Annotated in this window: 13 protein-coding genes; 12 read left to right on the top strand and 1 reads right to left on the bottom strand. The window is 33.9% G+C overall.

Annotated elements, in window-relative coordinates:
* Positions 1-353: 353 nt before the first annotated feature.
* The 6 genes from GTZ96_RS16430 (at position 354) to GTZ96_RS16410 (ending at position 3,796) form a co-directional block, all read left to right on the top strand.
* Positions 354-662, top strand: a complete 309-nt coding sequence (locus GTZ96_RS16430) for a hypothetical protein (protein ID WP_161644999.1) — start codon at positions 354-356, stop codon at positions 660-662.
* 163 nt (positions 663-825) lie between these two features.
* Complete coding sequence (locus GTZ96_RS18450) at positions 826-1,389, top strand: erythromycin esterase family protein (protein ID WP_317168918.1); 564 nt, start codon at positions 826-828, stop codon at positions 1,387-1,389.
* 161 nt (positions 1,390-1,550) lie between these two features.
* The gene (locus GTZ96_RS18355; protein ID WP_235973024.1) at positions 1,551-2,126 is read left to right on the top strand and encodes an erythromycin esterase family protein; all 576 of its coding nucleotides are present in this window, start codon (positions 1,551-1,553) and stop codon (positions 2,124-2,126) included.
* A gap of 218 nt (positions 2,127-2,344) precedes the next feature.
* Positions 2,345-2,719, top strand: a complete 375-nt coding sequence (locus tag GTZ96_RS16420) for a nuclear transport factor 2 family protein (RefSeq protein ID WP_161644998.1) — start codon at positions 2,345-2,347, stop codon at positions 2,717-2,719.
* A gap of 85 nt (positions 2,720-2,804) precedes the next feature.
* On the top strand, positions 2,805-3,224 hold the full coding sequence (locus tag GTZ96_RS16415; RefSeq protein ID WP_161644997.1) for a VOC family protein: 420 nt from the start codon (positions 2,805-2,807) through the stop codon (positions 3,222-3,224).
* A 20-nt stretch (positions 3,225-3,244) separates the two neighbouring features.
* A complete protein-coding gene (locus GTZ96_RS16410) occupies positions 3,245-3,796 on the top strand; it encodes a dihydrofolate reductase family protein (protein ID WP_161644996.1) in 552 nt (183 codons plus the stop codon).
* A gap of 133 nt (positions 3,797-3,929) precedes the next feature.
* On the opposite strand, the gene GTZ96_RS16405 is transcribed toward GTZ96_RS16410, so the two are convergent.
* Positions 3,930-4,325: a rhodanese-like domain-containing protein gene (locus GTZ96_RS16405; protein ID WP_161644995.1), complete on the bottom strand. Its 396-nt coding sequence runs from the start codon at positions 4,323-4,325 to the stop codon at positions 3,930-3,932.
* A gap of 151 nt (positions 4,326-4,476) precedes the next feature.
* Between GTZ96_RS16405 and GTZ96_RS16400 the strand changes: the two genes are divergently transcribed.
* From GTZ96_RS16400 to GTZ96_RS16375, 6 genes are all read left to right on the top strand, one after another.
* Positions 4,477-5,376 carry a LysR family transcriptional regulator gene (locus GTZ96_RS16400; protein ID WP_161644994.1) on the top strand — a complete coding sequence of 300 codons (900 nt, stop codon included), beginning with the start codon at positions 4,477-4,479 and terminating at the stop codon, positions 5,374-5,376.
* Positions 5,364-5,813: a GNAT family N-acetyltransferase gene (locus GTZ96_RS16395; protein ID WP_161644993.1), complete on the top strand. Its 450-nt coding sequence runs from the start codon at positions 5,364-5,366 to the stop codon at positions 5,811-5,813. Before GTZ96_RS16400 ends, GTZ96_RS16395 begins: the two co-directional genes overlap by 13 nt.
* A gap of 139 nt (positions 5,814-5,952) precedes the next feature.
* Entirely contained in the window at positions 5,953-6,327 is a 375-nt protein-coding gene (locus tag GTZ96_RS16390) for a histidine kinase (RefSeq protein ID WP_161644992.1), read from the top strand.
* 194 nt (positions 6,328-6,521) lie between these two features.
* The gene (locus GTZ96_RS16385; RefSeq protein WP_161644991.1) at positions 6,522-7,823 is read left to right on the top strand and encodes an APC family permease; all 1,302 of its coding nucleotides are present in this window, start codon (positions 6,522-6,524) and stop codon (positions 7,821-7,823) included.
* A gap of 576 nt (positions 7,824-8,399) precedes the next feature.
* Positions 8,400-10,568 carry a glycoside hydrolase family 43 protein gene (locus tag GTZ96_RS16380; RefSeq protein WP_161644990.1) on the top strand — a complete coding sequence of 723 codons (2,169 nt, stop codon included), beginning with the start codon at positions 8,400-8,402 and terminating at the stop codon, positions 10,566-10,568.
* A 217-nt stretch (positions 10,569-10,785) separates the two neighbouring features.
* Complete coding sequence (locus tag GTZ96_RS16375) at positions 10,786-12,114, top strand: rhamnogalacturonidase (RefSeq protein WP_161644989.1); 1,329 nt, start codon at positions 10,786-10,788, stop codon at positions 12,112-12,114.
* The last annotated feature ends 43 nt before the right edge of the window (positions 12,115-12,157 follow it).

Raw genomic sequence — 12,157 nt, 5'->3', positions numbered from 1 at the left:
TGATTGAGAATTTTATTTTCTCTTAAATCTTCTGGATGCTTTTTTTTGTAGCCATAACTTACGAAATTTAATTATATTCGTAAGGTACTAAAACTACGGTAAGTGCTACCGAAGGTTTAGTTCAACATCGGTTTTACGCTATTGCGAAAAATGTGCATAATTCACATTTATCTTTCGCAAGAAATATTATCTTAAGTGGAAAATAAACGGTTCCGAAGTTCGCAAGAGAACCGTTATGCCGCATTGCCAAACGGACCGTTAAAAAGACAAATCCTATGAAATACTTGTGTATATTGTTATTCACTTTTCTTCTAATTTCTTGTGGCGAATCGTTCGATAATATGGACACGGAAATGATTAATAAAGATATTGCTAAAAATACCAATATTAAATCGCCAGAAGAATTAATTACTATTTATTATAATTATCCAAGTTCAGAAGGCAAACCAAATTTGAAAATTGAGAAGAAAGAAATTGAAAAAAATGTTTTCGAAATAACTTTGATTCACGATAATCAACAAGATGATTCCCAAAAAGCCGAAAAAATTATTATGATAGCTGAAAAGATTGGCGGAATTTGGAGTGTTAAAAAAATACGGCGGAATTGGAAATGTTACGATGGAAGAGGTCATACAGATTGGGGAACTGAAATATGTAACTAAAGCAACGAAGGCATAACAGCGGTTTGGCAAGATTTGGGTTTTGATTTTAATTTAAAGTTGGTCTTGTATTTGTGAAATTAATGCTCAACTGAAAAATAAATCTTAATTTAGTACCAAACCAATTGTAGCAAGGGAACGTTGTAAAACATTTAAAACAAACATTGTGCACATAAAACCATTTATTTCAGCCGTTACATATTTTATATTATTTCAAACATATGCCCAAGATGATAAAGCTGTAATTTGGATTAATGAAAATGCAATTAAAATTGAAGACGCAAATCCAGATACGAACCTTTCCATATTCAATAATAATATCCCGCAGAAGTTTGCTGATGCAAAAATATTCGGATTTGGAGAAGCTACTCATCAAGGAAAAGAATTTTTCGATATAAAGGCTAAATTCTTCAAATACTTGGTTGAAAACCAAGGTGTCAAAGTGTTTATTATTGAGGATTCATACACTTCAGAAGCTGGAATAAACGAATGGATTAGTGGTGGAAAAGGAAACGCAGAAACTATTGCCAAAAATTTTAGCATCGGATTTTGGTATCGCAAAGAAGTGGTCAATCTTTTGGAGTGGATGAGAAATTATAACCTAGGTAAAACCAAGGACGAGCAAATTCGCTTTTATGGTATGGACATTCAAAACGTAAAAAAAATCAATCAGGAAATACGAAATTTAGTAAAAAATATAATATTCCTATTAATGAAGAGCTTCTTTTAGTAGTTGATAATTGTGTAGAAAAAGAAGTAATATACTCTGGAAAAACTGATTGGGCAGACATTCAAATTCCTAAGCTAAATAAAGTTGAGAGTATTTTATTAGATTTTAAAAAAGGTCTTAAAGACGAGAATAGTGATGAGTTCAATTCTGCAATAAGAGCCTTGAATTATTTATCAAAATACACATACTTTGTACAAAATCATTATACTCAAGATAGAGATTTGAAAATGTTTGAAAATGCTAAATGGATAATAGAAAATAAATCAAAAAATGGAAAAGCTTTTATTTGGGCTCATAACGAACATATTAATAATTGGAATGCTGGAAATTATAGCACACGAAACATTTATAATTTAGGAAGGCATTTGAAGGAATATTATAAAAATGATTATTATAGTGTGGGGTTTGATTTTGGCACAGGCAAATTATGGGGTTATTATTCCAACAAGGATGAAAAACCTAGTTGGAAAGCCTACGAATTAAAAGAACCATTTGCCAAAACTTATGCCAAAACACTTTTTGAGGCACGGGAAGAAATTTACTTTATTGATATGGCCAAAGCTTTAAATGGTAATTCCTCTAATTTCTTCAAAAAGGAAACTAAACAATTAACATACGGTGCTGGAGGTTTCAATCCAAATGTGAATAATTTGCGGCAAAAAAAGTTTTCAGAAATGTATGATGGATTAATCTTTGTAAAAAACATTACGAATACAACTGTTTTGAGTACGAAATAAACGTTTTACAACAGCTACTCCTATGTAAAGCATCATAAAGTTATTCACAACTTTTGAGAGGGTTAATGAAAGTTTGTTTTGTGTTTTGGAGATTTTGCAAATCCGAAAACAGGACTTAATTTAATTCCAAACCCGCTGTAAATCTATGTTAAAAGAGTATTTACATTTTGATTTTAGGTTGAACTTTGTATAACTGTTAAACTAATAAAAAGATGATTATGGAAACGCAAATTATTGAACTGGAAAAAAAATATTGGCAGGGAATGGAAAATCACGATTATGAAACAGTAAACAAACTTACTCGTTTTCCTTGTATAATTGCTGGCAAAAATGGTGTACAAAGTGTAGATGAGGCCAGTTTTAAAAAGATGTTTGAGTCAGGTGAGGGCAATAAAATAAAAGTATTGAATTTTTCTAATGTAGTAGCACAGTTAGTTGCTGAAAATACTGCGATAATAGCATACTTAATAGAATTAGGAATGGAAGGCGATAAACAAAAACCCCCTATGAAATGTGCTTGCACTTCTACCTGGACTAAAGAAAACAATAATTGGGTTTGTACACTTCATACCGAAGCTGAATTATCTCAATAACAGAGTTCACGGTCATTATACAGTGACACTTAACTACAAAAAAACAAAATTTCATATTAACTTTAACTACTAAAAATTTTAAAAAATGGCAAAACAAATTTTTATCAATTTAGCGGTAAAAGACCTCCAAAAATCTATGGACTTTTATACTGCATTAGGCTTTACAAACAATCCTCAATTTTCAGACGATACAGGAAAATGTATGGTTTGGAGTGAAAACATTTTTGTAATGCTTCTGACACACGAAAAGTTTGCAAACTTTGCAACCAAACCTATTGCAGATACTAAAAATACTTTAGCAGGACTTTTTTCATTATCGCTAGAAAGTATAGACGAAGTAAACAGTATGATGACTAATGGACTTAAAGCTGGTGGAATAGAACCAAGCGAAATGAAAGATTATGGTTTTATGCAACAACGAACAATAGAAGATTTTGACGGACACACCTGGGAGATTTTCTATATGGATATTTCTAAATTCCCAACAGAACAACCTACGCAGTAACAGCACCGAATCACCAAAATATGAGAAAGATAATTGCAGTAATCAATATGACAGTCGACGGATTTTGCGATCATACAGCAATGATACCTGATGAAGAAATTCATCAACATTATGCTGAGCTGTTAAATGACGCAGGCGTGATTCTATATGGAAGGATAACTTATCAACTGATGCAGTTTTGGCAAACTCTGATAAAAAACCCTTCAGGTGAAAAATCCATGGACGACTTTGCAATAGCTATAGATAAAGTTCCAAAAATTGTCTTTTCGCACACACTGAAAAACACAGAATGGGAAAGCGCAAAGTTGGCAAATCGAGACCTTGAAAAAGAAGTTTTAGAACTAAAAAAACAATCTGGCAAAGACATTTTCGTTGGCTGCAGAAGTTTAATTATACAGCTAATGAAACTTAATTTGATTGATGAATACCAACTTTGTGTTCACCCTGTCGTTGCAGGAGGCGGCTTGCCATTATTTGAAAATATAAACAACAGCATTATTCTTAAACTCATAAAGACTAAAACCTTTAGTGGTGGCGCAGTAATCCTTTATTATGAACCGAAAAACGAATAAAAACAACGAACGGCTAACAGAATTAGGTATAATGGCGGGTGAAGTACTGCTATTGAACTTTTGTACTTAAAACCCGCCACATCGCCAAGCACCAAAACTCTATATTTGTCAGGCCATTATAATGGGAACTGAATTAACAGGCACATTGAATTTTTTCGCCACTTTGTTTTGACTTTGTTCCTTCGGTAGCATAACCATCAAACTTCCACCATTCAATCCCTCCTATTAATTCTTTAACTTTAAAACCAAGTTTTGCCATATTCAATGCCCCTTTTGTAGAAGCATTACAGCCAATTCCGTCGCAATAAGTTACATACAAAACGTCTTTATCTAAATGCTTTGTACTTTCCTCATTCATTTCTCGATGTGGAATATTTATAGCCATTGGAATGTGCTCGGCTTCAAATCCAAATTGCTTTCTTGCATCAACTGGGACAACTTTTTGATTATTATTTAAAGCATCAAATAAATCCGATGGATCCATTTCAAAGGCTAATTTGTTTTCGTAATATTTAATTTGTAAATCCATTTTTCTAAATTTTAAGATTAATAATAATGTAAAACTAAGACAACATTAAATGCAATAAAAACGAAAAAAATTCATCATTTGTAACAATTATTTTCATAAACATCGAACTATTTAATTTCGTTATTTTGTAGGGAATTTAAAGTACATAAAAATGGAAATCCGACATTTACGCCTAATCAAAGCAATTGTAGAGGAAGGCAGCATTACAAAGGCTATCGACAAATTGCATTTGACACAATCCGCTTTAAGTCATCAATTGAAAGAGGCCGAATATCAATTGGGAACAAAAATATTTCTTCGCATCAATAAAAAATTAATTTTAACCAAGGCAGGAGAAAAATTATATGCAACCGCAAACGAAATTTTAGACAAACTTTCTGATACTGAAAAAGAAATAAAACAACTCATTTTTGGAGAAGTTGGAGAAATCAGAATTAGCACAGAATGCTATTCAAGCTATCATTGGTTGCCTTCTGTTTTAAAGCAATTTCATCTCTTATATCCTAATATTGAGTTGAAAATTGTGATGGAAGCCACACATTATCCTTTGCAAAAGCTACAAGAAAATATTTTAGATATTGCCATTATCAGCGACCCTATAAAAGACGAGAACATCAAATATGTCGAACTTTTTCAAGATGAAATGATGATGGTAGTATCAGAAAATCATTCTTGGGTAAACAAAAAATATGTGGTTGCCGAAGACTTTATAAACGAACACTTATTCATACATTCTTTACCAATGGAAACCGTTACTATCCACCAATTTTTATTAGCCCCAGCAAAAGTAACACCTAAAAAAATAACAGCATTACCACTTACTGAAGCATCAATAGAAATGGTAAAAGCCGATATGGGAATTATGGCGATGGCAAAATGGGCGTTACAACCTTATTTAAAAAACAATTCGATAAAAGCACTAAAAATCGGCAAAAATGGATTGAAAAGGAAACATTACATTGCATATATGAACAACAAAAGCTATCCAGACTATTTCAAACATTTTATTGAATTTTTAAAGACCGAAATAAACCAGCAATGGACTGTATAATCAGAAAATTAGAAGAGAAAGATTTAGCAACTTTGGTAGAGTTATGCAAAAATCACGCTGAATATGAACAAGCAACTTACAATGTCGTCGACAAAGTACAATTACTCAAAAATGCAATTTTTACTCAAAACCCCAAGTTGTTTTGCTATGTAATTGACAGCGGAACAGAATTGGCAGGCTATTTTTCGTACACTTTAGACTTTTCAACTTGGGACGCACAAACCTTTTTATATTTAGACTGCCTTTATTTAGAACCCAATTTTCGTGGATTAAAAATTGGCGAACAAGTTTTTGAAAAATTAAAACATATAGGAGAGGAAAATAATTGCGTAAATATTCAATGGCAGACACCTGTTTTTAACGAAAGAGCTATAAAATTTTACACCAAAATTGGTGCGACAGCAAAAGACAAACGAAGATTTTTTATAAACTTATAACGTGCAGACAAAAAAACGCCAGCTAACTCCAAGCCGAAAAACCTTATCATAAAGTTTAACTCAACAATAACGAATTAAATTATACATTTTATTTACAGCAAATTTAAAAGGACTACCTTTAAATTTCAAAGTCAAAATCATGGATCAAAGCTATACGTTAAATGAATTGAAAATTGCTCAGCAAGAACTCCTTCTCCATCATAAAGAATTAGAAAAATGCACTCAAGACTTGAAAATTGCTAATCATAATTTAGATAAGGGAGAAATAGAAAAAGTAAACCGCACCAATGAAGTAAATAATGATTTGGAGGAGATGATGTTTACTGTTTCCCATAAAGTCCGAAAATCGGTGGCAAATATTTTAGGAATTTCAATTTTATTGAGAACAGATAAAAGCCTTTCTGTGGAAGAGCTGAATGAAATGTTGGATATAATTATATATTCTGCTCATTCGTTAAACACCAGTACCGAAGAATTATCTAAATTTATTCATCTTAAAAAAATAAGTATTTAAACAACTAATACAAAACCTCCAATTGTATTTTTCACAATTTAAATGAGCAAAAACCCAACATTTTTTTCAAAGTTTTTACAAAAATGTTTAATTTTTGTTCCAGCTGCTTTTCTTTAGTCAAGCAAAATCTTTTTTTGCATAACTTCGTTTTCTAAAAGCTAAATAAAACCAAGTTATTAGTAAACCAACAAAAGATGATAAAACAAGAAGAGGATTTTAAAAGAACCATTGGCGTATTAGGCTTATCAGCCAATATAATGAATGTTATAATTGGTGCCGGAATTTTTGCTCTTCCCGCCATTGTTGCCGCATCAATGGGCTCTTCCAGTATTATCGCTTATGTGTTTTGCGGAATATTAATGGCACTTATCATGCTTTGTTTTGCCGAAGCTGCCAGCAAAGTAACCCAAACGGGAGGTGTTTATTCTTATATCGAAACTGCTTTTGGCCCTTACGCTGGTTTCATAGCAGGTATCTTTACTGTAGGTGGAACTCTTCTTGCTGATGCTGCAGTTTCTAATGCCCTGATTAATGTTTTAGGTTCGGCTCATCCTATTTTTCAAGAAGCATGGATGCGTTTATTATTTTTAACTACCGTTTTTTTTGGCCTGGCTTTTATTAATGTAATTGGTGTAAAACAAGGTATTGGTTTGGTAAAAATCAACACCATCGCTAAACTGATTCCTCTATTATTACTGGTTATTTTTGGCTGGGAAGCGGTTTCAGCAAGCAACCTAACCATAGAAAGTTTTCCCGACATCCAACAACTGGGCAAGACTTCTCTGGTCTTATTTTTTGCGTTCCAGGGTTGCGAATCGGGTATTGTGGTTTCTGGAGAAGTGATAAATCCCAAACGCACGATTCCAAAAGCGATTTTCATTAGTATCTCGGCCGTTGTAGTGCTTTATATGCTGATTCAAACCGTAGCTCAAGGAGTTTTAGGGAGTCAATTACCGCAGTTTACCGCTACTCCACTTGCCGCTACAGCGAATGTTGTTTTTGGACCAATTGGTTTTATCATTCTAACTGTGGGTGCTGCCATATCAATGTTTGGTTTTTTGAGTGGCGATATTTTAAATAATCCGAGAACACTTTATGCACTGGCCCGTGACAGAGTCGTACCCATACAAGCTTTAGCTAAAATTCATCCTTCTTTTGCTACTCCTTACATCGCTATTATCATTTATGCCTTATTGGGATTTATCATTGCGGCTACAGGAAGTTTTGAAAGTTTGGTAGTTATTGCAAGCAGTTCTATTTTAATTGTTTATTTGGGAGTGGTATTTGCTGTAATCAAATTGCGATATACTCAAAAATCAAAACCAGACGAATTTACTATCCCTGGTGGATTAATCATCCCTATTCTTTCCATAACTATTATTCTTTATTTTTTATCGAATTTGACTCAAAATGAAATCATTGGAACGTTGATTGCCATTGGTGTTTTATCTGCTATTTATGGTTTAATAAGTTTTTCGAAGAAAAAAATAAGCTAAAAACACACCTTTTAAATATATCTTCTCTACTATTTTTTTCACATCAAACGAAGTCAAGATGCATTTAGTAATGTTTCTTTGACTTTGCTAGCATTAACGTTTTATTGAAAGTAAAAAATTAGGTTTTATAATTTTCTTTTTTGCTTGATCAAAAAAGAAACAAAAAAATCAAGTCTTACACTTCCTCGTCGGTCAAATTAGTTTTCGAATTAGCTTCGCTCTGTTCGCCTTTGGCTCGAGTCTAAAAGAAAATAACTCTCCGCCGCGGCGGATCAAACAGATTTTCTTTTTACGTATTCTTCAAACATTTGACGCTCGACTGCGGAAGCTAAGGACAGTTGGATCTTGGAAACAACAGTATTTTGATTTATAGTTGAATACAAACATAAACGTAATTTTATATTCCTTTTTTATAAAAAATTAAACCTTGAACTGACATCAGATTAATTTATAAATCTAAATGAAATTAGCCGAAATTCTTCTATTTTATTTTTTCGTGTATTTTTTACACTTTTCTTTTTGTTTTAAAAAAATTAAGACCGAGATTTGTTGTTCTAACAAAACCAGAAAAATACAATGGAGGACAACCAAAAAACAAATCCCTTAACCAAACCTTGCTTGTATAGCAATACTATTAAAAAAACCAGCTGTTTTATATTAGCTTTATTTTCATCATTTTCTTTTGCACAACAGCTTAGTAATCCTGTTCCGGAATCTTATAAAAACACTTGGATATCCGATAACGGAAACGGAACTTTTACTAATCCCCTATTCTACGAAGAATTCTCTGATCCGGATTTGATTCGCGTTGGTGACGATTACTATTTAACGGGAACCACCATGCACACCATGCCTGGATTACCTATATTACATTCTAAAGACCTCGTAAACTGGAAATTAATCAGCTATGCCGCCGAACGTCTGGATGTAGGCCCGGAGGCAAGGCTTGAAAACGGTCGCGATTTTTATGGTCAGGGAATTTGGGCTCCTTGCATACGATTTCACAACGGCACTTTTTATATTTTCTCTAATGTAAACGGTCACGGAACACAGCTGTATTCAGCAACTAATCCTGCAGGACCATGGAAACGCCAAACGATGAGAGCCAATTTGCATGATTTAACCGTGCTTTTTGACGATGACGGAAAAATTTATGCTGTTTCGGGTTATAATGAAGTTAAGATGGTGCAACTAACTCCTGATTTAATGGATGTAGTTCCTGGAACTGAAAAAGTAATTATTCCGGCAGGAAGTGGCGCTGGTGAAGGGAGTCATATTTACAAAATCAATGGGAAATATTATATTACCAATACCAATTATGATCCTATTTGTTACCAGGTTTGCTTACGTGCCGACAATCCGTATGGTCCTTATGAAGTAAACAACATGAGTGCTGAGGAGAATTTTGGCGTAGGCCAAGGACCCCGAATTTGGGACACTAGAAAAGGCCCTCCATACAATATAACGACCTACCCTGAAAACTATGTAGGTTCTATTCCTTTGCACCAAGGTGGAATTGTACAAACTCAAACTGGAGAATGGTGGGGATGGTCCATGATGGACTATAATTCTATTGGGAGAGTGACTAATCTTTCACCTGTAACCTGGAAAGAAGGTTGGCCTTACTTTGGATTAGAAGGCAATTTAACACGTTCACCTCGAACTTGGATCAAACCAAACACAGGATTTAGCGGTACACCAACCGCTACTTTTGATCACGATGACAATTTTAATGGGCCAACTCTAAAAAATGCCTGGCAATGGAATCACATGCCGGTAGAAAACAAATGGTCATTAAAAGAAAGAAAAGGATACCTGCGTTTGCATTCGCTTCCGGCAAAAAGTTTTTGGGATGCCAGAAACTCTCTAACACAAAGAGCCATGGGGCCTGAATCCTATGCTACAACTGAAATCGATATTTCGCAACTTCAGGACGGAGATATTGCCGGACTGGCACTTTTGAATTTACCTTATGCGTGGCTAGGAGTTGTCAAAAACAAAAAAGAACAAATTCTACAATTCTACAACCAACAAGAAAACAAACGCATTGATGTAGCAACCAATAAAAAAACAATCTGGCTGAGAGCTTATTGCAATTTCGATACTGATAAAGGTTATTTAAGCTATAGTTTTGATGGTAAAAATTTCGAAGAAATTGGAGGCACCATCACCATGCCTTATCAATTAAGAACTTTTCAGGGTGTTCGATATACTTTGTTTAACTTCAATACCGAAGGAAAAGAAGGCGGTTATGCCGATTTTAATTCTTTTGAAGTCTTAGAACCTCGAGCAAAAGGACTTACAAAACCTATTCCGTACAACCAAATCATCACTCTTAGCAGTATCGCCGATGCCAGTGTACTTGTTAATTGGAGAAATTTTGTTCGCCCCGTAGATGCTAAAAGTGCTTTTACAGCTAATAAAGCCAATCAATTTAGAGTTTTAGATCGTGGCAATGGTCGAATTGCACTACAATCAGTAACTACAGGAGGTTTTGTTAGCATCAAAGGAGCCGCAGGTATGGGTGAAGTTAGAATTGAAGCCAAAGACCTTGGTGATGCTTCTACTTTCCAATGGGAAGATATGCTTAGAGGCGATATTATGTTAATGTCTTTAGCCAATCACTGTTATCTAAATGTTGATCCTAATGCCAATAGTTTATGTTCAGCTGATGCCAAAGGAGCAAGACCTGACCGCAAAGGAGGAACTTGTTTTACCTGGTCTCTTGTTGAAGAACAAAAATAAATCACTCACTTTTTTAATATATCAAAGCAGGTTTAGCATTTCTAAACCTGCTTTGTTGTTTCTACTACTAAACTATCCTGCCTGAAATGCAGGATGTACATTTGCTTTTAATTTTCATATCTTCGTTTCTTCCAAAATTTGATTGCTTTAATAAGCTAAAAGTTAAAAAAGGCATTCTTTTTGTGGACACCAACTTTATTAACCTTTATTCAAAAAAATGAAAAAAATCTGTTTATTCATTCTTGCTTTATTAGCAATTACTCCAAAAACATTTTCGCAAAAAAACAATAAAGATTTTTTTCCTGATGGAACTAAAATACCAAACTGGTTTTTAGATGCAACAAAGATAAACCCAAGCGATTTAGGCAAATTTTATTCTGTTACCGATTATGGTGCGCTAAAAGACAGTAGCATCGTACAAACAGCAGCAATCCAAAAAACAATTGACGAAGCCTACCGTAACGGCGGTGGAGTTATTGTGATTCCAAAAGGGACTTTCATGAGTGGTGCTTTATTTTTCAGACCTAATACGCATTTGCATGTAACGGAAGGTGCTATTTTAAAAGGTTCTGACAATATCAATGATTATCCAAAAATGCCATCCAGAATTGAAGGACAAAGTATCGAATATTTTACGGCTTTAGTTAATGCTTATGGTATAAACGGCTTTACTATTACAGGAAAAGGAACTATCGATGGAAACGGATTGAAATACTGGGAAGCTTTTTGGCAAAGAAGAAAAGAAAACCCAAAATGCACTAATCTAGAAGTTTCAAGACCACGTTTAGTATTCATTTGGAAATGTGATAACGTTCAGGTGCAAGACGTAAAACTACATAATTCAGGTTTCTGGACCAGTCATTATTACCAATGTAACAATGTGAAATTACTTGACCTACACATTTTCTCTCCACATGCACCTGTTAAAGCACCAAGTACGGATGCCATTGACATTGACGTATGTACTAATATGTTAATTAAAGGTTGCTACATGGCTGTAAATGATGATGCTATTGCATTAAAAGGTGGAAAAGGCCCTTGGGCTGATAAAGATGCCAGCAATGGTGGAAACGAAAACATTATTATCGAAAACTGTGATTTTGGATTCTGTCATGGAGCATTAACAAGCGGTAGCGAAGCCATTCACAACAAAAACATCTTGGTGCGTAACTGTACTGTTAATAATGCGGTACGTCTTTTATGGTTGAAAATGCGTCCAGATACCCCTCAAAAATACGAGTACATCACTGTTGAAAACATTACAGGTTATGCTAAAAGCATGATTTATGTAAAACCTTGGACTCAGTTTTTTGATTTAAAAGGAAGAAAAGATGCTCCAGTATCCTATTGCGATAATATTACCATGAGAAATATAGACATTAAATGTGATGTTTTCTACGATATGGCTGTTACAGATCGTGATAAATTAACCAACTTCACTTTTGAAAACTTAAAAATTGAAGCTAAAAATGATGCTATGGATAAGAGTATTATCAAAGGCTTAAAACTTAAAAACGTAGTTGTTAATAATAAAGTAATTAAATAATTACTGCAACATAACTATTCTAATCACCAAAGGGTATAATTTA

This window comes from Flavobacterium undicola, assembly GCF_009909155.2.
Classification (GTDB): Bacteria; Bacteroidota; Bacteroidia; order Flavobacteriales; family Flavobacteriaceae; genus Flavobacterium; species Flavobacterium undicola.
This window is presented reverse-complemented; position numbering and strand designations above follow the sequence as displayed.

Bases quoted from the DNA above. Each gene is read 5' to 3' on its own strand.
- GTZ96_RS16415 (WP_161644997.1), top strand. From the start codon at position 2,805: ATGGCAAAACAAATTTTTATCAATTTAGCGGTAAAAGACCTCCAAAAA.
- GTZ96_RS16380 (WP_161644990.1), top strand. From the start codon at position 8,400: ATGGAGGACAACCAAAAAACAAATCCCTTAACCAAACCTTGCTTGTAT.
- GTZ96_RS16420 (WP_161644998.1), top strand. From the start codon at position 2,345: ATGGAAACGCAAATTATTGAACTGGAAAAAAAATATTGGCAGGGAATG.
- GTZ96_RS16385 (WP_161644991.1), top strand. From the start codon at position 6,522: ATGATAAAACAAGAAGAGGATTTTAAAAGAACCATTGGCGTATTAGGC.
- GTZ96_RS16405 (WP_161644995.1), bottom strand. From the start codon at position 4,325: ATGGATTTACAAATTAAATATTACGAAAACAAATTAGCCTTTGAAATG.
- GTZ96_RS16395 (WP_161644993.1), top strand. From the start codon at position 5,364: ATGGACTGTATAATCAGAAAATTAGAAGAGAAAGATTTAGCAACTTTG.
- GTZ96_RS16430 (WP_161644999.1), top strand. From the start codon at position 354: ATGATTAATAAAGATATTGCTAAAAATACCAATATTAAATCGCCAGAA.
- GTZ96_RS16400 (WP_161644994.1), top strand. From the start codon at position 4,477: ATGGAAATCCGACATTTACGCCTAATCAAAGCAATTGTAGAGGAAGGC.
- GTZ96_RS16375 (WP_161644989.1), top strand. From the start codon at position 10,786: ATGAAAAAAATCTGTTTATTCATTCTTGCTTTATTAGCAATTACTCCA.
- GTZ96_RS16410 (WP_161644996.1), top strand. From the start codon at position 3,245: ATGAGAAAGATAATTGCAGTAATCAATATGACAGTCGACGGATTTTGC.
- GTZ96_RS16390 (WP_161644992.1), top strand. From the start codon at position 5,953: ATGGATCAAAGCTATACGTTAAATGAATTGAAAATTGCTCAGCAAGAA.